Origin of the sequence: Paenibacillus sp. ATY16 (assembly GCF_003399985.2) — a bacterium.
Taxonomy (GTDB): domain Bacteria; phylum Bacillota; class Bacilli; order Paenibacillales; family Paenibacillaceae; genus Pristimantibacillus; species Pristimantibacillus glycanilyticus.
This window is the reverse complement of sequence record NZ_NMOK02000017.1, coordinates 25,317-50,348: the sequence shown is the minus strand read 5'-3', so window position 1 is coordinate 50,348 and position 25,032 is coordinate 25,317. Positions and strand designations below refer to the sequence as shown.

At 51.1% G+C, this 25,032-nt stretch carries 21 protein-coding genes; 16 read left to right on the top strand and 5 right to left on the bottom strand.

All coding sequences use genetic code 11. The features are described 5' to 3' along the window. The first annotated feature begins 145 nt into the window (after positions 1-145). A complete protein-coding gene (locus CFI03_RS11150) occupies positions 146-1,162 on the top strand; it encodes an ABC transporter substrate-binding protein (RefSeq protein ID WP_248757460.1) in 1,017 nt (338 codons plus the stop codon). Positions 1,163-1,213: 51 nt separating this feature from the next. Here the strand turns inward: CFI03_RS11150 and CFI03_RS11145 are convergent, their stop codons facing one another. After that, positions 1,214-2,299 (bottom strand): copper resistance D family protein, encoded by a 1,086-nt coding sequence (locus tag CFI03_RS11145; RefSeq protein ID WP_248757459.1) that lies wholly within the window; start codon positions 2,297-2,299, stop codon positions 1,214-1,216. Continuing rightward, positions 2,296-2,910, bottom strand: a complete 615-nt coding sequence (locus CFI03_RS11140; RefSeq protein WP_248757458.1) for a copper resistance CopC family protein — start codon at positions 2,908-2,910, stop codon at positions 2,296-2,298. The genes CFI03_RS11145 and CFI03_RS11140 overlap by 4 nt, the downstream gene beginning before the upstream one ends. A 244-nt stretch (positions 2,911-3,154) precedes the next feature. On the opposite strand from CFI03_RS11140, the gene CFI03_RS11135 reads away from it, so the two are divergent. Next, positions 3,155-4,507, top strand: coding sequence for a hemolysin family protein (locus tag CFI03_RS11135; protein ID WP_248757483.1), 1,353 nt, complete (start codon positions 3,155-3,157; stop codon positions 4,505-4,507). Between the two features lie 48 nt (positions 4,508-4,555). On the opposite strand, the gene mnmA is transcribed toward CFI03_RS11135, so the two are convergent. After that, entirely contained in the window at positions 4,556-5,734 is a 1,179-nt protein-coding gene (gene mnmA, locus CFI03_RS11130) for a tRNA 2-thiouridine(34) synthase MnmA (protein ID WP_283094499.1), read from the bottom strand. Positions 5,735-5,936: 202 nt separating this feature from the next. On the opposite strand from mnmA, the gene cymR reads away from it, so the two are divergent. From cymR to CFI03_RS11065, 13 genes are all read left to right on the top strand, one after another. Continuing rightward, positions 5,937-6,356, top strand: coding sequence for a cysteine metabolism transcriptional regulator CymR (gene cymR, locus CFI03_RS11125; protein WP_015845919.1), 420 nt, complete (start codon positions 5,937-5,939; stop codon positions 6,354-6,356). Between the two features lie 12 nt (positions 6,357-6,368). Continuing rightward, positions 6,369-7,526, top strand: coding sequence for a cysteine desulfurase family protein (locus CFI03_RS11120; protein ID WP_248757457.1), 1,158 nt, complete (start codon positions 6,369-6,371; stop codon positions 7,524-7,526). 17 nt (positions 7,527-7,543) lie between these two features. Beyond that, positions 7,544-8,089, top strand: a complete 546-nt coding sequence (locus CFI03_RS11115; protein ID WP_201009013.1) for a PRC-barrel domain-containing protein — start codon at positions 7,544-7,546, stop codon at positions 8,087-8,089. Positions 8,090-8,092: 3 nt separating this feature from the next. Continuing rightward, complete coding sequence (locus CFI03_RS11110; protein WP_015845916.1) at positions 8,093-8,290, top strand: hypothetical protein; 198 nt, start codon at positions 8,093-8,095, stop codon at positions 8,288-8,290. 248 nt (positions 8,291-8,538) lie between these two features. Continuing rightward, the gene (locus CFI03_RS11105) at positions 8,539-9,609 is read left to right on the top strand and encodes an AI-2E family transporter (RefSeq protein WP_248757456.1); all 1,071 of its coding nucleotides are present in this window, start codon (positions 8,539-8,541) and stop codon (positions 9,607-9,609) included. A gap of 526 nt (positions 9,610-10,135) precedes the next feature. Further along, the gene (gene alaS, locus CFI03_RS11100) at positions 10,136-12,769 is read left to right on the top strand and encodes an alanine--tRNA ligase (protein WP_248757455.1); all 2,634 of its coding nucleotides are present in this window, start codon (positions 10,136-10,138) and stop codon (positions 12,767-12,769) included. 59 nt (positions 12,770-12,828) lie between these two features. Next, positions 12,829-13,086 carry an IreB family regulatory phosphoprotein gene (locus CFI03_RS11095; protein ID WP_015845907.1) on the top strand — a complete coding sequence of 86 codons (258 nt, stop codon included), beginning with the start codon at positions 12,829-12,831 and terminating at the stop codon, positions 13,084-13,086. 16 nt (positions 13,087-13,102) lie between these two features. After that, positions 13,103-13,519, top strand: coding sequence for a Holliday junction resolvase RuvX (ruvX, locus tag CFI03_RS11090; RefSeq protein ID WP_127494461.1), 417 nt, complete (start codon positions 13,103-13,105; stop codon positions 13,517-13,519). Positions 13,520-13,527: 8 nt separating this feature from the next. Beyond that, entirely contained in the window at positions 13,528-13,821 is a 294-nt protein-coding gene (locus CFI03_RS11085; protein ID WP_015845905.1) for a DUF1292 domain-containing protein, read from the top strand. Next, positions 13,821-14,135 (top strand): DUF1292 domain-containing protein, encoded by a 315-nt coding sequence (locus CFI03_RS11080; RefSeq protein ID WP_127494459.1) that lies wholly within the window; start codon positions 13,821-13,823, stop codon positions 14,133-14,135. Before CFI03_RS11085 ends, CFI03_RS11080 begins: the two co-directional genes overlap by 1 nt. Before the next feature lie 135 nt (positions 14,136-14,270). Then, complete coding sequence (gene mltG / locus CFI03_RS11075; RefSeq protein ID WP_248757481.1) at positions 14,271-15,368, top strand: endolytic transglycosylase MltG; 1,098 nt, start codon at positions 14,271-14,273, stop codon at positions 15,366-15,368. Positions 15,369-15,564: 196 nt separating this feature from the next. Then, positions 15,565-17,721 (top strand): methyl-accepting chemotaxis protein, encoded by a 2,157-nt coding sequence (locus CFI03_RS11070; RefSeq protein WP_244935565.1) that lies wholly within the window; start codon positions 15,565-15,567, stop codon positions 17,719-17,721. Positions 17,722-17,813: 92 nt separating this feature from the next. Further along, positions 17,814-19,637, top strand: coding sequence for a peptidoglycan D,D-transpeptidase FtsI family protein (locus CFI03_RS11065; RefSeq protein ID WP_248757454.1), 1,824 nt, complete (start codon positions 17,814-17,816; stop codon positions 19,635-19,637). Here the strand turns inward: CFI03_RS11065 and CFI03_RS11060 are convergent. Then, positions 19,623-20,774, bottom strand: coding sequence for an AI-2E family transporter (locus CFI03_RS11060; RefSeq protein ID WP_248757453.1), 1,152 nt, complete (start codon positions 20,772-20,774; stop codon positions 19,623-19,625). The two genes, CFI03_RS11065 and CFI03_RS11060, sit on opposite strands and share 15 nt — an antisense overlap. A gap of 140 nt (positions 20,775-20,914) precedes the next feature. On the opposite strand from CFI03_RS11060, the gene CFI03_RS11055 reads away from it, so the two are divergent. Then, on the top strand, positions 20,915-22,318 hold the full coding sequence (locus CFI03_RS11055; RefSeq protein WP_248757452.1) for a polysaccharide deacetylase family protein: 1,404 nt from the start codon (positions 20,915-20,917) through the stop codon (positions 22,316-22,318). Between the two features lie 867 nt (positions 22,319-23,185). On the opposite strand, the gene ilvD is transcribed toward CFI03_RS11055, so the two are convergent. After that, a complete protein-coding gene (gene ilvD, locus CFI03_RS11050) occupies positions 23,186-24,856 on the bottom strand; it encodes a dihydroxy-acid dehydratase (RefSeq protein ID WP_442956010.1) in 1,671 nt (556 codons plus the stop codon). Positions 24,857-25,032 lie beyond the last annotated feature (176 nt).

The following is a 25,032-nucleotide window of genomic DNA, read 5'->3' as shown; positions in this document are numbered from 1 at the left end:
TTTATGTACCTAGTGAATTTTAATAGAGGAGTTATTGCCCTGTCAATGAATATGAGAATCGTTATCAAATTTATGTTGACTATGTAGCGGTTTTCTTTTATATTGTCCAAGTGAGAAATATTATCATCGGGGGGCACTCATTCACATGAAGAACCGTTTTAACGGAAAGAAAATGATTTGGCTGATGCTTTGTACAATGATTATCGCTGTTCTGGCAGCAGGCTGCGGATCGAATTCCAACAATAACGCAGGTACAGATACATCCAATAACCAAGCAGGTAATCCGGAGCAGGCCGCTTCGAACGAGACCCGTATCGTGAAGCATGCAATGGGCGAAACCGAAATTAAAGGCACGCCGAAGCGGGTTGTGGTTCTTACGAATGAAGGAACGGAAGCCGTATTGGCGCTTGGCGTAAAGCCGGTTGGCGCTGTCAAATCGTTTACGGGCAACCCGTGGTACAACCATATCGCGGCGGACATGGAAGGCGTGGAAGTGGTAGGCGAAGAAGGCCAGCCGAATTTGGAGCTTATCGCCGGACTGCAGCCGGATCTTATTCTCGCGAACAAAATGAGACATGAGGAAATCTATGAACAGCTGAAAGCTATCGCGCCAACGGTGGAAGCTGAAACGCTTCGCGGCGCATGGAAGGATAATTTCAAGCTGTATGCCGAAGCGCTTGGCAAAACCGAAGAGGGCAACAAGCTGATTGCCGACTTTGACGCCCGCATTGAAGATTTCAAAGCGCAAGCCGGAGACAAATTGAAGGAAACCGTGTCGTTCGTCCGTTTCATGGGCGGAAAAACGCGCGTCTATCATACGGATACCTTCTCCGGCGTAATCGCGGCTCAGATCGGATTGGCACGCAATGAGATGACGCTGAATTCGAAGGAAACGTTTGCCGACGAAATCACGAAGGAGCGCCTGCCGGAAGCGGATGCGGACCGGATCTTCTACTTCACTTACGATACGGGTGACGGCAAGGGCTCCGCTCAAGAGCAGGAGTGGACAAACGATCCGATCTGGAAAGGTCTCAGCGCGGTAAAAGCAGGCCATGCCTACCGGGTGGACGACGCGATCTGGAATACGGCCGGCGGCATTAAAGCAGCTAACCTGATGCTGGATCAGCTTGCTGAAAACTATGGCATTACGCTTACAAAATAATAGGACGAAAAAGCGCCGCTTCCATGACGAAGCGGCGCTTTTTTCTATCCATTAACCAATACCGAACATGAGAGCAAAGTAACCAAATACCGTCGTCAGCAGCCCCATAACAAAAGCCGGTAAAATTTTGTTTTCCTTGTACATCTGAATGAGTCCGTAGATCATGACGAGAGCCGCGGCAAGCATAAGAATGCTGTCCAGCCCGATGGAAAGCTTCAGGGACAGATCGGGACTGAAATGTCCGTTGTAGACGGTCGTGAACAGCTTGGAAGGAGATACCCCTTGCAGCGTTTCCTTCACGTTATGGGGAGGCGTCTGCTGACCCAGCACTCCTGTGACGATATAGAGCAGCATTGCGATGATACTCTCCGCTCTGAGCCACGGGAGGGGGTTAAAGCCGCTTGACTCCTTAAGCTTGTTCCGGTAGCCGAAGCCGTTCGTATAGGCAAATAAAAGCAGCGGCGCTAGGAGCAAATGCTTCAGCAGAAGCATTTGCCCGTAAGGAAGCATCCACGAATTGACGTACTGCGGCGTAGTAAAGGTCATAAGCGTAATGCCGGCGATAAAAGCGATCAGCATGCAGCCGATGGCAAGCGGCGAGAACCAGGCCAGGAACGCCTCCCAGCTGCGGCTGCTCGCGGAGAACCAGCTGGCGATCAACAGCACGCCAATCCATACGGTTACGGCCAGGAAATGCGCGGAGTGGACAAGCCAGCCCTTGGTGCCGTAAAGCGAAGTCGCATGGCTGGCATAACCAATCCAGAGAATTAACAGAAACATAATGAACAAGCTGACCTTCGGCATATGCTTATCGTTGCGGAAGGAGGGCAGGCCAAGCAGAAAAGCAAGGCCGACGGAAGCCACAGCCGACCAGATCCAGGCCTTGCCGTTGTTCAGCTCCAGCAGGATGCTTTTCACCATCTCGCCGTACGTAACGTCCGTATCCTTGGCAAACAGCACCGCGGAATCATGAATAGGCACGTATTCGAGTACCGGAATCGCAAGCGCGCAAACGAGTGGCAGCCAGTTCGGAATATGTATCTCCGGACGTCTTTGTTCCGGGACGACCCGCAGAATAAACGTTCCGGTCAGGATGGCGAAGCAGACATAGAGCAGAGCCTCGCTGACGTAACTCATTTGCGGCCCCTCCGGATCACGATAGCTACCCCTGCAATCACAATCACGCCGGCAATTACCCAAACCGCGGCATTGACACCATTGTTATTGCCGGACTCAGCCTTAGCGTCCTCTGCCGGATCCGAAGGAGAAGGCTCCTCGGAGGCGTTATCATCCGCGGATGCGCTTGCATCCGGTGCTTCCGTAACTTCGGCACTTGGAGACGGAGACGAATCAGCCGGGGTTGCCGCGGCTTCCGGCGTTGGAGAAGGCGTTGCTTCCGGGGCATTAACCGTAAAGGCGTATTCGCCGTCAACCGCATGACCGTCAGCGCCGATAATCGTCCATTTTACCGTATAGGCCCCATTCTTCAGGGGTTCTGTCACCGAACCGCTCATGGTCGCCTTGCTTACGGAAATATCTCCGGTCGGAACCTCTTTGCCGGATTCATCGAGCAGCTTGAATTGGCTCAGCTTTTCGATATCGGTGTTGAAGGTCATGGAAATCTCGGCAGGAGAGACGGTAACGGTCTCCTCCTTGGCAGGGGTGGATACGGTAATCTTGGAATGAGCCATTGCGATGCCCGGCACCAAGAATAAGGCGGCCAGGCAAATAAAAAGGATACGTTTCATCAGAAAATTCCCCTTTGTTTTATTGGATGAATTGATGTCATTATAACAGATCGGGCATTCGTTTCGACTTTGCCTTTTTGAACAATATTCGAAGGCAATAAATCGTCATAATGCAAGGTTTACGCGGAATAAACTTAAATTACCGTATCTTTACAGAATCGCAAATTCCCTTCTCGAAGGAGGTGCACCTGCTGCTGTGCAGGTCGCACGGCTGCAGGGGACTGTATTGAGTGATCCGCTTCCGATGGTTATGCAGCTGGTTCTTATCGTTTTTCTGGTGTTTATGAACGGTCTGTTTGTTGCCGCGGAATTCGCCATGGTCAAGGTCCGGGGCACCCGGATCGAAACGCTGGCGGCCGAGGGTCATATGCGGGCGAAGCTTGCCTCGCATTTGACGGGCAATCTCGATGCCTATTTGTCTGCGTGCCAGCTGGGGATTACACTGGCCTCGCTTGGTCTTGGCTGGATAGGGGAACCGGCGATCAAGGATTTGATCGAGCCGTGGTTTCTCGCGCTTGGCTGGGGCAATCCGGTGTGGATTCATTCGATTTCCTTCATCATCGCCTTTTTATTTATTACCATTCTCCATATTGTCCTCGGTGAACTCGCCCCCAAAACGCTGGCTATCCGCAAGGCGGAAACCGTAACCCTGCTTACCGCAACGCCTCTCGTCATGTTCCACAAGCTGATGTATCCGTTTATCTGGGTATTGAACGGTCTGGCGAATCAGCTCCTGAAGCGGCTTGGCGTCGAGCCGGCATCCGAGCAGCATTCCGCCCATACGGAGGAAGAAATCCGCATTCTCATGCAGGAGAGCCATAAGAGCGGACTGATCAACAATACGGAGCTGACTCTTGTCGATAATATATTTGAATTTGCCGAGACCAATGCCCGAGAGATTATGATTCCGCGCACGGAGATGGTCTGCCTGTATGTTCATCTGTCTCTGGAAGACAACAAGGCTATCGCATTAAACGAGATGCATACGAGATATCCCGTCTGCGATCATGACAAGGACAATATTATCGGTTTCGTTCATATAAAAGACTTGCTGAAGGACACGACGCATAGCCTGACCGATATCCGGCAGATTACAAGGGCGATTACGACGGTTCCCGATTCGATGCAAATCAGCAATCTGCTTATCCTGATGCAAAAGAGAAAAGCGCAAATCGCCATGCTCATCGATGAATACGGAGGGACATCCGGTCTCGTTACGCTGGAAGACATTATGGAAGAGATAGTTGGAGAGATTCAGGATGAATTTGACGAAGAGCGGGCGGAGATCGAGAAACGGGACGATTCGGTCTACTCCATCAGCGGGATGATGCTGATCGAGGAAGTGAACAGCTATTTCGGCATGGATATCGAAAGCGACAATTACGATACGATTGGCGGCTGGATATACTCCCAGATCGAAATTCCGCCAACAAGCGGGCAGCGGATTGACTATGGCGGGGAATATGCGTTTATTATCGAGGAAACGGATCACTTGCGGATTTCGCGCGTTCTGTTGCATAAGCTCAACATGCAGGCGCAGCAGGGCGTATGGAAAGGAAGATACGGTCCGGAAGGAAAAGCGGAGGGACATTCATGAGGAAAAAATAAACCCCCTTGTCCATTCGGGCAAGGGGGCTTGCTTCATTTATTTGGCCAATGCTTCAAACGCGGCTTCATCAATCTTGTGAACGACATCAATCGTGCCGCCGCCAAGGCAGAGATCGCCATCGTATAAAACAACGGCTTGCCCAGGCGTAATCGCCTTTTGCGGATTGTCGAATACAACTTCCGCCGTGCCGTCAGCTTGCAGCGTTACGCTTACGCCTTGATCCGGCTGGCGGTAACGGAACTTCGCGGTGCAACGGAAGGTGCCTTCCGGTCGATGAGGCGCAATCCAGTTCATGCCGCTTGCCGTAAGTCCCGTGGAATAAAGGCTTGGATGGGATTCGCCCTGCACAACGTAAAGAATGTTGCGCTCCAGATCCTTGTCAGCCACAAACCAAGGCTCGCCGTTGCCGGATCCGCCGATTCCAAGGCCTTGACGCTGGCCTAGCGTATAATACATGAGGCCGTCATGTCGTCCTTTTACCTCGCCGGTACGGATATCAACCATATCGCCGGGGCGGGCAGGCAGATAACCGCTCAGGAATTCCTTGAAGTTGCGCTCGCCGATAAAGCAAACGCCGGTGCTGTCTTTTTTCTTCGCGGTATACAGACCCGCCTCTTCCGCAATGCGGCGTACTTCCGGCTTAGGAAGATGCCCGATCGGGAACATGGCTTTCTCGAGCTGCTTCTGATTCAAAGCGCTCAGGAAATAAGTTTGATCCTTATTGCCGTCAACGCCGCGGAGCAGCCTTGTCTCGCCGTCTTCGTTCCGTTCAACCCGGGCATAATGGCCGGTTGCCAGATAATCGGCGCCTAGCTCGTTCGCTTTTTTGAGGAAATCCCCGAATTTGATCTCCCGGTTGCACATCACATCCGGATTAGGCGTCCGGCCGCGCTTGTATTCATCGAGGAAATAAGTAAACACTTTATCGAAATACTGCTTCTCAAAGTTTACGGTATAATAAGGGATCCCGATCTGGTCGCAAACCCGGCGCACATCCTCAGCGTCCTCTTCCGCCGTGCAATGCCCGAATTCATCGGTGTCATCCCAGTTTTTCATAAATATGCCAACCACGTCATAGCCTTGCTGCTTGAGCAGCAGAGCCGTTACGGAGGAGTCAACTCCGCCGGACATCCCGACAACGACGCGTGTTTCCTGCTTCGATTTGACCATCACGCGCACCACCTTGTTCTTCACACTTCTAAGACCGTCTCGCAAGAGTTGCTCTCCGCGAACGGACTTCGTACTATTGTAACATAGTCGAGAAACTTTTTCATGAAAAGTCAATCCTTTTCTCGCATGTCGCAAAAGGTTGTGTTAACATAGATATGATATGGGAATACCCGTAATTATAACAAACAATACGCTAACATACGCGCTATCGATTGGAACAACTACTACTTAAGAGAGGTGCCCGAATATGAAAATATCGACGAAAGGCCGTTACGGCCTCACCATTATGATGGAGCTTGCGGGAAAATTCGGCGAAGGTCCGATTTCACTTAAGAGCATTGCCGAGCGCAATCAGCTTTCCGAACACTACCTGGAGCAATTGGTTGCACCGCTTCGCAATGCCGGACTCGTAAAAAGTATTCGCGGCGCTTATGGCGGTTATATCTTGTCCAAGGAACCGGAGACGATTACGGCCGGTGACGTGATTCGTATATTGGAAGGCCCGATTTCCCCGGTAGATTTCACGGAAGAGGATGACCCGGCCAAACGCGATTTGTGGCTGCGCATCCGCGACAGTATCGCAAGCGTGCTTGATCAGACAACCTTGGCCGATCTGGTGAACTACCAGGATGCCGGCGTTGCCGACAGCTATATGTTCTATATTTAATGAGGGATTCGTATGCAAAAGTATTATTTTGACCACGCAGCTACAACGCCGATGCACCCGGATGTAGCCGCAGCGATGCTGGAAGTGATGACGGGGGCCGGCGGCAACCCGTCCAGCATGCATGCCTTCGGGCGCGCGGCGAAGCAGAGAGTGAACCGGGCCCGCGATTTGATCGCGGCCGCGCTCGGATGCAAGCCTTCCGAGCTGATCTTCACCTCCGGCGGAACGGAAAGCGACAACGCGGCTATTATCGGCGCAGCAGCGGCGATGAGGAAGAAGGGCAAAACCCATATCATTACATCAAGCGCGGAGCATCATGCCGTCCTGCATACCTGCGAGGCGTTAGCCGAGGCAGGTTATGAAGTGACGTACCTGCCGGTAGATCAGACAGGCCGCGTCTCGGTGGACGAGATTGCCGCAGCGATTCGGCCAACCACGGGGCTTATCAGCATTATGCACGGCAACAACGAAATCGGCACCTTGCAGCCAATCGAAGAGATTGGCGAGCTTGCTCATGCCCATGGCATATTGTTCCATGTGGATGCCGTCCAATCCTTTGGCACGGCTGCGTACCGGCTGTCCGAGCTGCCGGTTGATTTGATGAGCTTTTCCGCGCATAAAATAAACGGTCCGCAGGGCGTAGGCGCTTTATATTTGGCAAACGGCACGCCGTTTGAGCCTATCGCTCACGGTGGGTCGCAGGAGCGAAAGCGGAGACCGGGGACGGAAAATGTCGCCGGCATTACCGGTTTCGCTAAAGCTGTTGAAATTTGTGTGAACGATCGGGATAACAAGAAACTTTTCCTGGACAAGCTTCGTACAGAATGGGTAGACAAGCTGAAAGCCGCGCTGGCCGGGAAAACGGAGATCGTTATAAACGGAAACGCGGAGCATTATCTTCCGAATATCGTAAATATCAGCTTTATCGGGATTGATACGGAGACGATGCTTATGAATCTCGACATGGAAGGCATTGCCGCGGCTAGCGGTTCCGCCTGTACGTCGGGTTCGCTCGAAAGGTCGCATGTGCTGAAGGCAATGAACCTTCCGGAGGAACGTTTGAATTCGGCTGTACGATTCAGCTTTGGTTTGGGGAATACTGTGGAGGAACTGGAAGACGCTGCACTCAAAATCGCGACAATCGTGGAGCGGATCCGTACCAATCAGTAGGAGGCCCCGAGCACGCCATGATCAAACTCCAGCAATTAATCGGGCTGCCGGTGCTTGTCATTCATTCCGGCAAGCATGTCGGCTTTGTCAAGGACGCTTGGTTCGATGAACATTGGCGGTTAATCGGTCTTATCGTAGAAGGCGCAAAATGGTTTGCGACATCGGTTAAAACCGTGGAATGGGCAGAAGTATTAACCTGCGGCGAAGACGCGGTATTTATATCAAGGGAATCCGCCATAAAGCCGGTTAAAGCGGCCGAAATCGGACGTTCTTTTGAGACCGGCGTGGTAAAGCTGAAGGAATTGCCTGTCGTAACGGTGCAAGGCATACAGCTAGGAAGAGTATCCGATGTTTATTTTTACCCGTTTCAGGGTACACAAATAGTAGGCTATGAGCTTACGGATGGCTTTATATCGGATCTGATGGAAGGGCGCAAATGGCTGAAGGCCCCGGATGATCCGGATGCCGTGCTGCTCGGGGAAGACGCGATTATCGTTCCTGCTGTCAGTGAAGCGGAATTGGAGCCTGTCGCAGCTTCCAATTCGATAAATAGGGAGAAATGAAAGATGATGAGATGTCCCAATTGCAATTCAAAGGATATTGGTAAAATCGGTTCCCATCAGTTCTACTGCTGGGGCTGCTTCATAGAGCTGACGGTGAACGGTGAGAAGATGTCGGTCTATCAAGTGGAAGAGGACGGAACGTTAAGTTCGCTCGACGATTTATTCTTTGAAGAGGAAATGCCGCAAATTCAAATCAATTAGCGGTTTCATAGATCGGGTGACGACTTCAGGACGGCTTAGGGCCGTCCTTTTTGCTGTTTTTATAGGTTCAAATCCAACCGAAACAAAGGGAATGCCAAGAAGGACGCTTATTGCAGATGAAGTGGATCGTGGCGGAATAAATACGAATTAGGCATTTATGGATGAAAAGGAGCGCTTGTACATATACTGAAGCAGATTGCTCTGTCAATCTATGGCTTACGGGAATGAAACAAGCGGGGGTGAAGACGGTGGAACGGTTGACGAAGAGCCGTCTGTTTGTGTGGCTGGTTTATATCATTATGGGGCTTCTTGCCCTGTATCTGCTGCTGTTGGTAAAGCCTATTTTTATTCATCTTTACGTGTTCTTGAGGTCGATCCTCGCCCCGTTTATTATCGCAATGATCGTATCTTACGTGCTGAATCCGGTTGTGACGATGCTGCATGAGCGGAAGGTTCCCCGGACCGCGGCGGTACTGCTGATTTATGCCGTGTTTTGCGCGGCGCTCGCCGTCATATTGGTTAACGTGATCCCGATGTTCAAGGAACAGATGGACGAGTTGAACCGCCATGTTCCCGATCTGACCTATCGCGCGGAAAGCCTCGTGAGCGACTTGAACAATACATCCTTCCTTCCGGACAGCATCCGGGACGGGATGAACAAGTCCATTTATCAGATGGAGAAGAAGCTGTCGGATACGGTATCCCATTTCATCAACAATATCGGGTCTGTCGTAAATGCGGTATTTATCGCTTTTATCATCCCGTTCCTGGCATTTTATATATTGAAGGATTTCGATTTGTTCGAGCGGACGGTTATTACCTACGTTCCGAAGTCGCACCGCAAGCATACCGTCAGGCTGCTCAAGGATATCGATACGGCGCTCGGTAGCTACATTCGGGGGCAATTTATCGTCTGCATCATCGTTGGCATACTCGCTTATATCGGCTACATCATTATCGGGCTTCCGTATCCGCTGCTGCTCGCCAGCATTGTGTCGGTTACGAACATTATTCCGTACTTGGGTCCATTCTTTGGCGCGGCTCCGGCCCTTCTCGTTGCGTCCACGATTTCGATGAAAATGGTGCTGTTTGTCGTCATCGTCAACATGGCTTGCCAAGTGCTTGAGGGCAATGTCGTGTCCCCGCAGGTGGTTGGGCGCACGCTCCATATTCATCCGCTGGCGATCATCTTCGCTTTGCTGGTCGGTGGAGAGATTGCGGGCATTGTCGGAATGATTCTGGCGGTTCCGATCTTTGCGGCGCTTAAAGTGATCGTCCAGCATATCTTCGCTTATTACGTCAGGCGAAAGACCATTTGACAGACGTCGCGTTGGCCGATATACTTTAGACAGTTGCAGCAACTATTACATGCAAAGCGTTGATGGAAGGAAGTAAGCCATAGCCCGTCAATCAGAGAGAGAGCTTCTTCGCCTTCGGGCGTCGGCTGTAAGAGCTCTTGGGACGAAGAATGGCCGAAAGCTACTTTCGGAGTGTGAACGAACTTCACCGGGAGGACCCGTTATCGTCCATACGAGGAGATTGCTTTTGAATGCGGCGTCAAGCGTGCATTCGGGCAATAACCAGGGTGGTACCGCGATATTAAATTCGTCCCTGTCTTATGACAGGGACTTTTTTATGTTTCAAAACATGTTTTAGACACTTTTTAAAAAATCAGAGCTTTCTGCACGGAGAGAAAATTTGAAGCTTTTGGAGCGGTAGCGCCCGCCTTTGTTTTTGAATTTCAACCTTGTACATATCGTTCAAGAAATTCAAAAACAACAGTGGCCAAAGGCTCGAAATTTCTCATAGTGCGTACAGCTCAATGTTAAACGGAGGCGTAAAACAATGAAAGCAAGTGAAATTCGTTCAAAATGGCTTTCCTTCTTCGAAAGCAAAAGACACCATATCGAGCCAAGCGCATCGCTTGTGCCCCACAACGATCCGTCGCTGCTCTGGATCAATGCGGGCATGGCTCCGCTCAAGCCTTATTTTGACGGACGCGTCATTCCCGACAATCCGCGCATCACGAATTCGCAAAAATGCATTCGTACGAACGATATCGAGAATGTCGGCAAAACCCGCCGCCACCATACGTTCTTCGAGATGCTGGGCAACTTCTCCATCGGGGACTACTTCAAGGAAGAAGTCATCACTTGGGCTTGGGAGTTCCTGACGAGCAAAGAATGGATCGGCTTCGATCCCGACCGCCTCTCCGTTACGGTCTATCCGGAAGACGAAGAAGCGTACAAGTACTGGAACGAGAAAATCGGCCTTCCGGCTGAGCGCATCTACAAGCTGGACGAGAACTTCTGGGATATCGGCGAAGGCCCATGCGGACCTTGTACCGAAATCTTCTATGACCGCGGCGACAAATACGGCGACCTGAACGATCCGGAATGCTGGCCTGGCGGCGAGAACGAGCGCTTCCTCGAAGTGTGGAACCTTGTATTCTCCCAGTTCAACCATAACAAAGACGGCAGCTACACGCCGCTTCCGAACAAAAACATCGATACGGGCGCGGGTCTCGAGCGTTTCGCTTCCATCTTGCAGGATGTGGACTCCAACTTCGATACGGATCTGTTCATTCCGATCATTGAACGTACTTGCGAAATCGCGGGCGTGAAATACCATGTGAATGATGACCATGACGTTGCGCTGAAAGTAATCGCCGACCATATCCGTACGGTTGCCTTTGCGGTGGGCGACGGCGTTATGCCTTCCAATGAAGGCCGCGGCTATATCATCCGCCGTTTGCTCCGCCGTGCGGTGCGTTACGGAAAAACAATCGGCATCGACCGTCCGTTCCTCTATGAACTGACTTCGGTTGTTGGCGAGATTATGGGCGTCTACTATCCGGAGGTTGTCGACAAACGCGAGTTTATCGAGCGCGTTATCCGTACGGAGGAGGAACGTTTCCACGAAACGTTGTCCGAAGGTCTGGTAATGCTGTCCGATCTGGTTGCGGCGGCGCGCAAAGCGGGCACAACGGAGATCGGCGGCGAGGACGCATTCCGCCTGTACGATACGTACGGCTTCCCGTTCGACCTGACGGAGGACTTTGCTTCCGAGAACGGCATGACCGTTGACCGCGAAGGCTTTGACTCCGCGATGGAAGCACAGCGCGAACGCGCACGTGCAGCCCGCCAGGATACGGGCGGCATGAACGTGCAGGGCGGTCCGCTGGCCGACTTTACGGTTAAAAGTGAATTTGTTGGCTATAATGAACTGGTAACAGAAGCTCAAATCACAGCTATCGTCCATGAAGATTCGCTGGTAGACCTCGTAGGCGAAGGCAGCCGCGTGCTTGTGCTGCTCGACCGCACTCCGTTCTATGCGGAAAGCGGCGGTCAAATCGGCGACAAAGGCACGATCGTAGGCAACGGATTTACGCTGCAGGTTGAAGACGTCACGAAGGCGCCGCATGGCCAAAGCGTGCATCATGCCGTGGTTGCTTCCGGAACCGTTCGTAAGGGAGAGACCGTGGAAGCGGTCGTAATCCGTTCGGTACGCGAGGATGTCATCAAGAACCATACGGCAACTCACTTGCTGCACAAGGCATTGAAAGAAGTGCTTGGCGACCATGTTAATCAGGCAGGCTCGCTGGTGCAAGCAGACCGTCTGCGTTTCGACTTCTCCCATTTCGGCAGCATCACGCCTGAAGAACTGACTGAAATCGAGCGCAAGGTCAACGAGCAAATCTGGATTGGAACTCCCGTTGTTATCGAGAGCAAGCCGATTGCGGAAGCAAAAGCAATGGGCGCTATGGCCTTGTTCGGCGAGAAGTACGGCGACATTGTGCGCGTCGTGCAAGTCGGCACTTACAGCATCGAGCTGTGCGGCGGCTGCCACGTAGCGAATACGTCCCAGATCGGTATGTTCAAGCTGGTAAGCGAGAGCGGCATCGGCTCCGGCGTACGCCGCATCGAAGCGGTAACCGGCCGCCATGCTTACGGCTATATGGAAGGTCAGCTTGATCTCTTGAAGCAGGCTTCGGCGCTTCTTAAAGCAAACAACAACGATGTTCCAAAACGGATTGAAGCTCTGTTCGCGCAAGTGAAAGAGCTGGGCCGCGAGAATGAATCGCTGCAGGCGAAGCTGAGCCGCATCGAAGCAGGCTCCCTTGAGCAAAGCGCGAAGACGGTTGGCGACGTAACCGTATTGAGCGCGAAAGTCAGCGCGCCAACCATGGATGCTCTCCGCGGCATTGCGGACGAACTGAAAGCGAAGCTGCCTTCGGCCGTTATTATCCTCGGCGCCGTGCAAGAGGACAAAGTAAGCCTGGTTGCAGCCGTATCCGCCGACCTGGTGAAGAAAGGCTTCCATGCCGGCAAGATCGTCAAAGAAGCGGCTGCGCATTGCGGCGGCAGCGGCGGCGGACGTCCGGATATGGCACAAGCCGGCGGCAAAGACGCTTCGAAGCTGGACGAAGCTTTGAAACTTGCCGAAGAACTGGTTCTTAACCAATCAAATGTGATATGATAGCAGTGTAAATGTAATAAACTAGTTAATAAATGCGGTTGGAAAGCGAGGTGCTGGCGATGAATTCCATGGACAACACGATGAAGTTTAATGTGAAGGCGGAAGGCGAATCTTCCTCACAAGACATTTTGCTTACGGTGCATGAGGCGCTTCTGGAGAAAGAGTACAATCCGATCAATCAGATTGTTGGGTATTTGCTGTCCGGAGATCCCGCCTACATTCCACGGCATAACAACGCCAGAAGCTTAATTCGCAAGAAAGAACGTGATGAACTCATTGAAGAGCTTGTCCGGTTTTATCTGAACAACAAGAAATAAGAATTGGGAGCCGGATATGAGGACAATGGGTTTGGATTACGGTGACCGCAACATCGGAGTTGCGGTCAGCGACGCGTTCGGCTGGACTGCGCAGGGACTGGAAACCGTTCACAGGCGCAGGGACGGCGGCGAAATGGATCGGATTGCCGAGCTGGTGAAAGAGCATGAAGTAACGGAAATCGTTGTGGGACTGCCGAAAAATATGAACAATACGATTGGCCCCCGCGGCGAGATAAGTATGGCATTCGCAGAGCAGCTTCAGCAAACACTAAACTTGCCTGTTCACCTTTGGGATGAACGGCTGACAACGGTATCCGCCGAGCGGACTTTGCTTGAGGCGGATGTTAGCCGGAAGAAGCGAAAGCTAGTAATAGACAAAATGGCGGCAACGCTTATTTTGCAAAATTATCTCGATTCTAAAACGAAAAGGTGAGGGTTGCGATGACAAAGGATGACCTGCAGTTCGAAGAACCGGAAATTATTTATATTCCGGATGAAGACGGCAACGAAGAAGAATTCGAAGTCATCATGAAGTTTGAAGTGGATGGCTCTGATTCGAAATATATGATGGTTGTTCCGCTTGCAAGCGAAAATGACGAGGAAGATGAAGTATACGCTTTCCGTTACGAAGAAGAAGGCGACGACCTGAAGCTGTATACGATCGAAGACGAAGAAGAGTGGAATATGGTTGAAGAAACCTTCAACACCCTTCTCGGCGAGATGGAGGAAAATTAATGGCAGATGACGAGCGCATTATTCCGGTTCCGCAAGAGCGGCTTCGGGAAGTGTTCGGGAATGTAATCGAGCTGGTCTCCGAGCATGGAAGTCTCGACAAGTTCGAGATCAAAGCGGAGTTCCTGCTTGGCCCGTACGTCTATGCCGCTCTGCAGTCGCCTGACATGAAGAAAGAGCAGGAGGTTGAGCTGTTCCGCGTCATCCTGACCGATAACGGCGAACCCCAGCTTGAAACGATTGAGGACGATGATGAGTGGGAACTTGCGGCGGAAGCTTACGATGATCTTCTGTTCGCAAACGACGAAATGCCTTAATTGCATACGCAAGTTGAGAAGAGCGGCTCCCACCGCTCTTTTTCTCAGGCTTTCGAAGGAAATTATTGTCGGAAAATGGATGAATCTGATGAAATATAGTTTGTGTGATAATTCTTTTTAGGAGGAACGCGGTTGGTGCAATCGAGACAGCAGCATTCAAGATCAGGACCCTCGGCAGGCCGTATTGCCTTATGGGTCGTTTTATCACTTCTGGCACTCCTTATTATTGGAGCGGGGAGTGTCTTTTTGTATGTTTGGAACGGGTTAAAGCCGACAGCTTCGGGCGAACCCGTCCGGATTGAAATCGCAAAGGGAGCTTCGGCGTTCGCGGTATCCGATACGTTGGAAAAGCATGGCATTATCAAGAATTCTTTTTTGTTCAAATATTACTTGAAGGCCAAGAATGAAGGCTCGCATTTCCAGGCCGGCGTTTATGATCTAAGCCCGGGCATGGAGAATGACGAGATCATCGCAAAGCTGAACAGCGGGGATACGGTAGCAGAGGCCATGATCCGGTTCACGATTCCGGAGGGCTTCACTTTGCTTCAGATTGCCGACAAACTGTCGGAAGAAAAGCTGATCGACAAGGCTAAATTTCTGGCGCTTGCGGATTCCGCCCCGGGCTGGGAAGGCGCGGAGTCCGTAAAATCGATACCTGCCGACGACAAGCTTCATCACCGGCTGGAAGGGTATTTGTTCCCGGAGACTTATGAGCTGAAGAAGGGGAGTACGGAAGAGGATATTCTCAAGCGAATGATGGCGGAGCTGGACACGAAGCTGAACACCTTGCCCGAGGGCTGGACGGATGTCCTTGCCGAGCGCAAGCTGACGCTTCATCAGCTGCTCACGATTGCTTCCTTGATCGAGAGAGAGGTTGTTGTCGATGAGGAGCGGCCGGTTGTGGCCGGCGTCATCTATAACCGTCTGGCGAAAGGAATGCCTCTCCAGATCGATGCGACCGTTCAGTATTTGCTGGATAAGCCAAAGGAACGGTTATACGAGAAGGATCTGCAGATCGACAGTCCTTATAATACGTACAAGATCGACGGACTGCCGCCGGGTCCGATTGCAAGCCCAAGTCTCTCTTCGATTAAAGCGGCTTTGTATCCGGAGAAAAACGACTACTTCTATTACGTCACCAAAAAGGACGGCTCGCAGACGCATCTCTATGCCAAAACGTATAAAGAGCATCTGAAAAATATCGAAACGAGCAATCAAACGGCTGCGAAATAGGGTGGAAAATCTCGACGAGGAAGGACATTTGTCCTTCCTTGTTTTTTATTGGGAAAAAATAGTTGTTCAAATCTACTAATCAATTGACATTTTCCGACCGATATAAAATAATAGGACTGTACATACCAATATAGGGTAATAGAACTAGACCGATCCAGCAGACAAATTACATAACGATAAAGAGGCGGTGTCTTGCATGAAGAAAACGGACAAACCTAAAAAAGTTAAAGAGAAGCCGCAAAATATGAAAGCGCAATCAAAAGCGCAGGCGGTTACCGCACAAACAACGAAGCAAGTAACGCAGACTTTCACATCCATTTTCTCCAACCCGTTAAAGTCGGTAGGTACAAAGCTATTCCTGATTATTTTCGTCAGCATTATCGCGTGCGTATTGGTTGTGGGTCAAATGGCCTATTCGAAAGCGAAAGGTATCGTTGAGGACAAAGTTTCAAGCGCAAGCTTCGAGACCATTGTACAGGCTTCGGCGAACCTGGATATTATTCTGAAGACATACGAGGATCTGTCGATGCAGATCATGATCGATAAAGAATTCCATAAGCTTGTTTCTACCCTGGAGGAGAGCACGGAAGCCTTTGATTTGTTTGAGGCGGAGAAGAATTTGGGAGACCGTCTGCAAAACGCGGTGATGGCCAACAAGGCCATTATCGGTGCCTATTTGCTGCCGCTGGACGATAAACTACCGGTTATTACGTACGGAACGGCCTCCGTGGCCGTTGCTCCCGATCTGATGAAATCGGATTGGTTCGAGAAGACGAAAACCTCTAAAGGCGGCGTGAACTGGATTGAAACGCAGCCAACGGGCTTTGGCACATCGGACAAGCTGCCGTCGATTGGTCTCAGCAGGCAGATGAACAACACGACAACGAATGCGGCCTCGTATATCCTACTGATCGAGCTTAACCTCGAGGATATCCGCGGCCAATATGAAGACGTATCGCTTGGCAAAGGCAGCAGCATTTACCTAGTGGACAGCGATAATAAGTACATCTCATCTCCGGATAACAGTCTTATCGGCAAAGGCAACGTCGTTAAACTGAATATTGATGAGGAAGGATCGCTGAAAGAAAAATCCACTGACGGGGAAGAGGTTCTGTCCGTATTCAAGACGCTGGATACAACAGGCTGGAGACTGGTCGGAACAATCCCGGTTAACGAACTGGTGAAAGACGCAGGCGTTATTAACAAAATGACCTGGCTGATTGCATTGGTTGCGATGTTTATCGCAATTGCCATTGGCATGCTTGTTATCCGGACCATTGCAATGCCGCTAATGGCGATGCGCAATCTGATGAATGAAGGCGAACGCGGCAATTTGACGGTTCGTTCGAATATGAAGAAACGCCAGGATGAGATCGGTCAGCTTGGCGACAGCTTCAACAAAATGATGACACAGATTACGGCGCTTGCGAAGCAAACAACCCAGTCGGCTGACGATGTTTTGTCTACGGCTGGCGAGCTGACCGATGTGTCGAAGAAGACGGCGATTTCGGCAAGAGAGATTTCCGTTGCGACGGAAGAAATCGCAAGCGGCGCATCCAGCCTTGCTGTTGAGGCGGAAAGAGGCAGCGATCTGACAGGCAATATCAATCATCAAATGAAATCGGTTATGGAAGCAACCGGCCATATGGTAGAATCCGCCGGCGAAGTGGAGAAAGCAAGCCAGCAAGGTACGGCGTACATGGGGCTTCTTATTCAGAAGACGGGCATGACGGAAGAAATGACTCGTTCCATGGTAGAGAAGGTAGATAGCCTCAAGCTGAGCACCGGTTCGATCGTAAAAATTTTGGATGTATTAAACAATCTGACGAAGCAGACGAACATTCTGTCGCTGAACGCGACCATCGAAGCGGCGCGCGCCGGAGCGGCTGGCAAAGGCTTTATGGTCGTAGCCGACGAGATTCGCAAGTTGGCGGATCAATCCCGTCAATCGATCGATGTCGTAGGCCAGATTACGGAGACGATCATGACGCAGATCGAAGAGACGGTTACGGTTTTGTCCGATGCGTATCCGTTGTTCCAAGAGCAGATTGGTTCAGTTAAAGAAGCGAACCAGCTCTTCCTCACGGTACAGAACCAGATGGGACAATTCGTGCAGAAGCTGGATTCGGTAACGAATTCGGTCACCATGCTGGATCAATCGCAAGCGGTGTTAACGGAAGCGATGGGGAATGTAAGTGCCGTTGCGCAGCAGTCCTCGGCGACTTCCGAAGAAGTCGCGTCGCTTAGCACGGAGCAGCTTAGCATTAGCAACGGGCTGGTTAACCTGTCCGAGAAGCTAGATGCCGTATCCCGCGGTCTCAAGGATTCGTTGTCCCGTTTCAAAATCGATTAATCGTAAGCCGTCCAATTGGATCAAAGATCCTTTTGGACGGTTTTTTTGTGCTCCGGTAAGGTGATAATGTCTAATGACTGGAGGCGCCTTACATGAGAAGACGTATTGCTGTAATCGGGTTATTATTCGTATTTATTTTGTCCGGGTTTATTGCGAGGCTTGCTTGGCTGCAGCTGACTCCCGGTTTCGGGCATAAGAATGCCGCTGCTGCCATGAGCCGGACAAGCTGGAAGCGGATGTCGGTTATGCAGCGGGAACGGAATCTTATATTGGATTCAGGCCGGGGAGATTTCGTAGACCGATATAATAAGCCAATCACCGGCGAGACGTATTATACGATTGCCTTATTTCCCGTGAATATGAGGTTTGAAGATGCCGAAACGGAGAAAAAGTGGCATCAGAATGTGCGGCAGCTTGCCGCGATGCTGAATGTAACGGAAGGACAGCTGGTAAGCTGGTGGCAGGAGCTGCGGGAGCCGTCCTTCTGGCATAAGGGGAAGGACAAGCTTCCTTATCGCTTATCGGACAAACAGCTGCAGAAGCTGGCTTTGCTTCATTTGAACGGAGTAAGAGCTCTGCCATACCGGAACCGTTATTTATCGGCATTTGCCGCCAAGCAGGCGCTTGGGTATATCAGCCAGCATCCGGAGCATCTAGAGCTGGCGTATGCGAAGGAGCTTGAATCGGGCAAACGGAAAATCAACGAGCTGATAGGCGGTTCGGGTCTTGAAAAGTCTTTGGATGATTTGCTGCATGGCGCTGGCGCTACATCGGTCTCTTATTTTACGGACGGCAACAAGGGGCCGTTGCTGGGGCTTAATTACCGCGTTACGGGGCCCGGAAATCCGTATTATCCGCTACAGGTTCAGACCACGCTTGATCTTGAGCTGCAGAACAGGCTTGAGGCCTATATCGATGCCAAACCGCTTAAGGAAGGGGCGGTTGTTGTTCTGGACGCGGAAAACGGAGATATTGTGGCGATGATATCCAGGCCGCAGATGGAGCCGCTGCAGCTGGATAACGAGAAGGAGTGGGCCAATCATGCGATTCAGGCGGCCGTGCCCGGCTCCATCTTTAAGCTGGTAACCGAAGCTGCCGCTCTGGAAGCTGGAGTGACAAACGAGAAGGAGCGGTTTACCTGCAACGGGGAATACGGCAAATACGGCTTGTCCTGCTGGAAAGAGGGCGGGCATGGCACGCTTACGCTGCAGGAGGGACTCGCGCAGTCCTGCAATATCGTATTCGCGACAATCGCTGAACGGTTAAGCGCGCAGCAGCTGCAGCGTACGGCAACCGCTTTGGGAATTGGGAAGCAGGCCGGGTGGCATTCGGAACGGGCCTTTGGGCCGTTCCGTCATCCCCTCCGGCTGCTACAGGAAGAGGAAGCCGGGCGGCTATTCCCGGCTGTGGCCGGCGTCAATACGGATGGCGGCGTAATGGCGCAATCCGCCATTGGGCAGCGCGATGTATTGATGACGCCGCTGCAGGCGGCGAATTTGGTCGTCACGCTGCTGGGCCGCGGGCGCGTGATGGAGCCGCGCCTTGTCCGGGAAATCCGCTATGCCAACGGCCAGCGGATGGTGACTATCCCCGCGAAGAGCGCTCCTGCGGCGGATGGCCGAATTCGTCCGGCCACCGCGCGCAAGCTGCTTCACGGCATGGAGGCGGTTGTCGACCATGGAACAGGCCGGTCGATCCGCCAAGGACTGTGGGCGGTAGCCGGCAAATCCGGCACCGCCGAAATCATAAGGGCCGGAGCGCCCCGCGTGAACCAATGGTTCACGGGATACGGTCCGGCCCAAAAGCCCCGTTATGCGGTTGCGGTGCTGGCGGAGAATCGTCCGCCTGATAGCAGCAATCAGGCAACGGAGCTTTTTCGCGGCGTCATGGACATTCTCGCTTTATACTCCCGTTGAAGGCTGCTTGCCGTCGATTTCCTCCTCGGCGGCAGCCGGGAACGGATTGACGTCATATTCGCCCTGCGGCGTGCGGATCCAGCGGTGGAAGAAGCCTTGCTCGTACAGCGCCTTGATCAGAATAATGATGATTGGCGACAGAATTACGCCCGCTACGCCAAACAAATGCAGCGATACGATCATGCAGGACAACATCGTGAAGGCGGATACGCCCAGCGTATCGCCCGTAATTTTCGGCTCTACGATATGACGCGTCAGCACGACCGCTACCAAAAGCACGGACAGCCATACGGCAAGCGTCGTTTGACCAACCAGGAACAAATAAATGATCCAGGGAATAAACAGCGTACTAACGCCAAGAAGCGGCAATACGTCGAAGATCCCAGCCGTTAACGAGATGGCGAATGCATTTTCGACTCTCAGAACAAGCAGCGCCGCGAAAATAACGAGGAACGTAATACTCATCATTTTTGCCTGAGCCTTCACATAAGCTCCGATACCTTTAAATACATTTTCTCTAAGGAAGAAGAAAGCTTTCTTGAACGTATGGGGCGTCTTATTGTTGGCGGTTATCTTCCATACTTTAATCTCAATGCTCAGGAAGTAGGCCAGAATAATCCCGATAACGAAGTTGAATATAAAGGTGGAGAACGAGGAAATATATCCGATCAGACCGGTGAAAATAATATTGGCCAGCTTCGGCAAATATTCCGTTGCTCCGTTAATGTACTCGGTGATTTTTTCGACCCATTCAGGAGGCAGAGCTTGAAGCTTTTGCTGGAACACGCTGGAATCATCCTGCACCTGCTCCTTGAACAGCTCTTGGTACTGCGGCAATTTCACCTTGATGAAGTCGGCGCCTTGGCTTGTAATGATATAGGCTAGTCCGGAAAAAAGGCCAATAATAATGAGGGAGAACACCAGCACGGATATGCCGGAAGCGATCGATTTTTTGATCCCGATTTTGTTCAGCCGCTTGGCCAGCGGTTCGATAAACAGATAAATGACAAAGGCAAAGAAAATAGGCGTCGCGATCTTGTACAGATAGCTGAAGGCGAACATAACCAGATACACCGTTAGGGCAATAAGCGCTATGTCGAATGCGGTACGCCAGTATTTCTTGTAAAACGGAAGCATACAATAATCTCCTCTCGTACAGGAATCAAATCCCTGTTGTGATTGTACTATAATTTTTAAAACGATGCCTATAATTAATGCTCATATGGTACAATTAAAGGTATCGTGTTTTAACTTTCATAAACGGTGGGGTATAGAAAATGTTACAATTGCTGCTTTGGGCATTTTACTTCTTGTCCTTGTATGCCTTTATCCCTGCGCTAATCAGCCGTGTTTTCGGATTTCGCGTATTCAAGAAAGGCCGTGTCACAAGCGATATCGCTTTAACCTTCGATGATGGTCCGGATCCTGAATATACGCCCCAGCTGCTTGATCTGCTTGCCCGTTATAAGGCGAAAGCCACTTTTTTTGTAGTAGGCTCACATGCAGAGAAGCATCCGGAAATACTGCGGAGAATGCATGAGGAAGGACATATAATCGGTATTCATAATTATGTTCATAAGACCAACTGGTTTATGAGGCCAAAGACGGTTCGCAGTCAGATCGATCGTACCTCAGACGTAATACGGGAGGCCGTCGGGATTCGTTCCGCTTTTTATCGGCCGCCATGGGGGATTGTTAACGTCTTTGATTTCATGAACCGCAATAAGATGCAAATCATCTTGTGGTCGGCCATTTTCGGGGATTGGAACGTTAAACTTGGCGCCGAGAATCTCAAGCAGAAAATGATGAAGAAGATGCGTCCCGGAGAAGTACTGCTGCTGCATGATTGCGGCCGTACGCCAGGCGCGGATCCAACGGCACCGGCGAATATGCTGCTTGCTCTTGAAGCTTATATGGAAGTAGCGACGAAGCGGGGCTTTCGATTTGTCGGCATAGCGGAGATGATGAAATTGACAGAGAAAACGCCGAAACGGTCTGTAATGAAGAATGCGTTGGTTGGAGCATGGCTGCTCTACGAGAAGCTGTACCACGTGGTTTTCCGGTTGAAAACGGTCGGGGGCGAGAATGCGGCATTCCATTACCGTGTCATCAAGTACCATGGGGAGCCGGTTAAGCTGGCGGATAACGGCTTCTTGAGGCACGGCGACAAAATCGTTGAGCTTCATTTTGACAATAAGATGCTGTCTTCGATTGCTTTGCAATCGGGCTCGCCGTTAGCGACGGGAATTCGGCTGCTCCGGGAAATGGAACAGGCTTTGCCGCAGCTTGCGAGAACGCTCGCCAAGGACCCGGAAGTAGAGGGGGTGCGCTCGATTTATGGCGTGACCATGATCCATCGCGGCGCTGACCGGTTAGGCTTCCAGGTGGAGCCGCTGCCGGACGGCATGTTCGCGCGGACAACGCGGATATATCTAAAAATCCTTGCCAGCGTTCTTACCAATAAACAGCGCAACGCAAGAGGCAAAGCAAAGCGGGATTCCATCAAGCCGCATATGCTGTTGATGCCGCTGGATCAGCTTCTGATGTTTGCCGTAAACGGAGCGCATGCTTCCACGGCTAAAGGCGCCAAGCTTCATCAGGAAGTAGCGGCGGCAAAGTCGGCACCTTCCCTCGAAAATACGGATGATTCCGAAATGGACAGCAATCCATCCGTTATCTAAACTAAACAAAGCCTGGCAGTCAACGACTGCCAGGCTTTGTTATCCCTCTTCTAGCTTAACGATATGTCATATCGTTAAGCTATTCATTCCCAACATACTGAATCACCTTAACGATGCCGCACATCGTAAAGCCAGCCCGAAATCAGCTGTTTCAGCGAAATTCCCCGATTTCCCGCCTTCCTAACTATATGCAATATTGTTAGGCCGCTTATTCCCGCCAATTTGAATCACCTTAACGATGCCGCACATCGTTAAGCAATGGGAGAGAAGGTAGCCGGGTAGGTTGATGTGTTCTATGTAAACGTTGTGGAGATGCTGCTCATATCAGTTTAATTTGTAGTATTGGGGAGGACGGTATCTGCAACTGCAGTGCATCAGCTTAACTTAGAAGATCAGGTGCAAGTGTTGCTTGGAACGTGGATAGCTTTGGTCTTAGTAGGTGTTGGGATGTTTGGGTGGTTGAGGTGGTTTTTTTAGGTTTGGTTTAGGTTTTAGGTTTAGGATTGGTTTAGGTTTGCTTTAGGCTGCTTCTCCAGACTGAAGGCACGACAGCTTAAAAAGCTGTCAGCCAAACAATCACCTGTGCCGGGTCATCAGGCACAGGTGCATCCCATTCCTCCCAAAAAGGAGCAGAATGGAGTCAGCGACGTCGCCTCTGCTGCTGTCGTTTGCTCCAACGGAGCAGACGTATATCTCTGGAGAAGCGAAGCGTTCGCCTTTGGTTACCGGATTCCAACTTGCAACAAGTTGATTCGAAGGAATCCGGAACCAACAGCGATCGGAAGAGATATACGTCTGCGGAGTGCTGCTAAACTCCCACAAAAAAAGCAGCCCCAAAAGGAGCTGCTTTACACTCAATTCTGCGAACTACATCTTCATTACGCCGCCCGTACTTGCATTCGTAACGAGATGCGAGTAGCGAGCCAGGTAGCCGCGTTTGATTTTTGGTTCAAAGCCAGGCCATGCGGCGCGGCGTTTTTCCATTTCTTCGTCGCTGATCAGCAGGTTAATTCCACGATTGTTCATATCAAGCTCAATGATGTCGCCGTCTTGAACGAAGGCGATCGGGCCGCCTTCTGCCGCTTCAGGAGAAACGTGGCCGATACTGATGCCGCGGGATGCGCCGGAGAAACGACCGTCGGTGATCAGGCCGACTTTAGTGCCAAGACCCATACCAACGATTTGCGAAGTTGGAGCAAGCATCTCTGGCATGCCAGGACCTCCTTTAGGACCTTCGTAGCGGATTACGACAACATGACCTTCTTTCACTTTGCCGCCGGCGATGCCAGCCAGTGCATCGTCTTGGGAGTCAAAGCAGATTGCAGGACCTTTATGGTAGCCGCCAACCGATTTGTCAATAGCGCCGACTTTAACGATCGAGCCGCCCGGAGCCAGGTTGCCGAACAATACAGCCAAGCCGCCGCGTTCGCTATGCGGGTTATCGATCGTACGGAGAACATCCGTATCTAGAATTTCACAGCCTTCAACATTCTCGCGAAGTGTTTTACCAGTAACCGTTAAACGCGTGCCATCCAATGCGCCATCTTTTTTAAGCAGCTCATTAAGAACGGCGCTTACGCCGCCTGCAACATGAACATCTTCGATATGGTAATCGGATGCTGGAGCAATTTTCGCAAGATGCGGAACGCGTTCTGCAATTTCATTGATGCGTTCGATTGGGTATTCGATACCAGCTTCATGCGCAATTGCAAGCGTGTGTAGAACGGTATTAGTTGAACCGCCCAAAGCCATATCAAGAGCAAATGCGTTGTCGATAGTTTCTTTTGTAACAATGTCACGTGGTTTAATGCCAAGTTCGATCAGTTTCATCAACTGGCGAGCCGATTCTTTAACGAACTCTTTACGCTCAGGCGATACAGCAAGAATCGTACCGTTACCTGGCATTGCAAGGCCAAGGCCTTCCGCAAGACAGTTCATGGAGTTAGCTGTGAACATTCCGGAGCAAGATCCGCAAGTCGGACAACCAAATTGTTCTAGTTCGGTAAGACCTACTTCATCAATCGTACCAGCGATATATTGGCCAACGCCTTCAAATACGCTAGTCAGGGAGATTGCGCGGCCGTCAGAAGTTCTGCCGGCTTTCATTGGTCCGCCACTTACGAGCATGGTTGGGATGTTCACGCGAAGGGCACCCATCATCATGCCGGGCGTAATTTTGTCGCAGTTAGGAATGCAGACCATACCGTCGAACCAGTGAGCGTTAACTACTGTTTCTATGGAGTCCGCAATAATCTCGCGGCTAGCAAGGGAATAACGCATCCCGATGTGACCCATCGCGATACCGTCGTCTACGCCGATTGTGTTGAATTCGAACGGCACGCCGCCCGCTTCGCGAATTGCTTCTTTAACCAGTTTGCCGAACTCCTGCAAATGGACATGACCTGGAATAATATCGATATAAGAGTTACAAACCGCGATAAACGGTTTGCCGAAATCTTCTTCTTTTACGCCTGCTGCCCGCAGAAGACTGCGGTGAGGTGCGCGGTCAAATCCTTTTTTAATCATGTCTGATCTCATTTTCTTAGGCGCCATGCTAGTCCCTCCCATGTAATGTCATACCTTTGAGTTTATCATATCGGATAAACCTTGGCTACAAGAGCAGAAGCCGCGATAGGCCGTAAATGCTTGTAAAACAGAGCAAATAAGGCTTATTATGGTCATTACGCTCTAACTGCCTACAATTTTCGACAAAT

Excerpts from the sequence above, each read along its gene's own strand:
- CFI03_RS11150 (WP_248757460.1), top strand. The coding sequence starts at position 146 with ATGAAGAACCGTTTTAACGGAAAGAAAATGATTTGGCTGATGCTTTGT.
- CFI03_RS11145 (WP_248757459.1), bottom strand. The coding sequence starts at position 2,299 with ATGAGTTACGTCAGCGAGGCTCTGCTCTATGTCTGCTTCGCCATCCTG.
- CFI03_RS11140 (WP_248757458.1), bottom strand. The coding sequence starts at position 2,910 with ATGAAACGTATCCTTTTTATTTGCCTGGCCGCCTTATTCTTGGTGCCG.
- CFI03_RS11135 (WP_248757483.1), top strand. The coding sequence starts at position 3,155 with ATGGTTATGCAGCTGGTTCTTATCGTTTTTCTGGTGTTTATGAACGGT.
- cymR (WP_015845919.1), top strand. The coding sequence starts at position 5,937 with ATGAAAATATCGACGAAAGGCCGTTACGGCCTCACCATTATGATGGAG.
- CFI03_RS11120 (WP_248757457.1), top strand. The coding sequence starts at position 6,369 with ATGCAAAAGTATTATTTTGACCACGCAGCTACAACGCCGATGCACCCG.
- CFI03_RS11115 (WP_201009013.1), top strand. The coding sequence starts at position 7,544 with ATGATCAAACTCCAGCAATTAATCGGGCTGCCGGTGCTTGTCATTCAT.
- CFI03_RS11110 (WP_015845916.1), top strand. The coding sequence starts at position 8,093 with ATGATGAGATGTCCCAATTGCAATTCAAAGGATATTGGTAAAATCGGT.
- alaS (WP_248757455.1), top strand. The coding sequence starts at position 10,136 with ATGAAAGCAAGTGAAATTCGTTCAAAATGGCTTTCCTTCTTCGAAAGC.
- CFI03_RS11095 (WP_015845907.1), top strand. The coding sequence starts at position 12,829 with ATGAATTCCATGGACAACACGATGAAGTTTAATGTGAAGGCGGAAGGC.
- ruvX (WP_127494461.1), top strand. The coding sequence starts at position 13,103 with ATGAGGACAATGGGTTTGGATTACGGTGACCGCAACATCGGAGTTGCG.
- CFI03_RS11085 (WP_015845905.1), top strand. The coding sequence starts at position 13,528 with ATGACAAAGGATGACCTGCAGTTCGAAGAACCGGAAATTATTTATATT.
- CFI03_RS11080 (WP_127494459.1), top strand. The coding sequence starts at position 13,821 with ATGGCAGATGACGAGCGCATTATTCCGGTTCCGCAAGAGCGGCTTCGG.
- CFI03_RS11070 (WP_244935565.1), top strand. The coding sequence starts at position 15,565 with ATGAAGAAAACGGACAAACCTAAAAAAGTTAAAGAGAAGCCGCAAAAT.
- CFI03_RS11065 (WP_248757454.1), top strand. The coding sequence starts at position 17,814 with ATGAGAAGACGTATTGCTGTAATCGGGTTATTATTCGTATTTATTTTG.
- CFI03_RS11060 (WP_248757453.1), bottom strand. The coding sequence starts at position 20,774 with ATGCTTCCGTTTTACAAGAAATACTGGCGTACCGCATTCGACATAGCG.
- CFI03_RS11055 (WP_248757452.1), top strand. The coding sequence starts at position 20,915 with ATGTTACAATTGCTGCTTTGGGCATTTTACTTCTTGTCCTTGTATGCC.
- ilvD (WP_442956010.1), bottom strand. The coding sequence starts at position 24,856 with ATGAGATCAGACATGATTAAAAAAGGATTTGACCGCGCACCTCACCGC.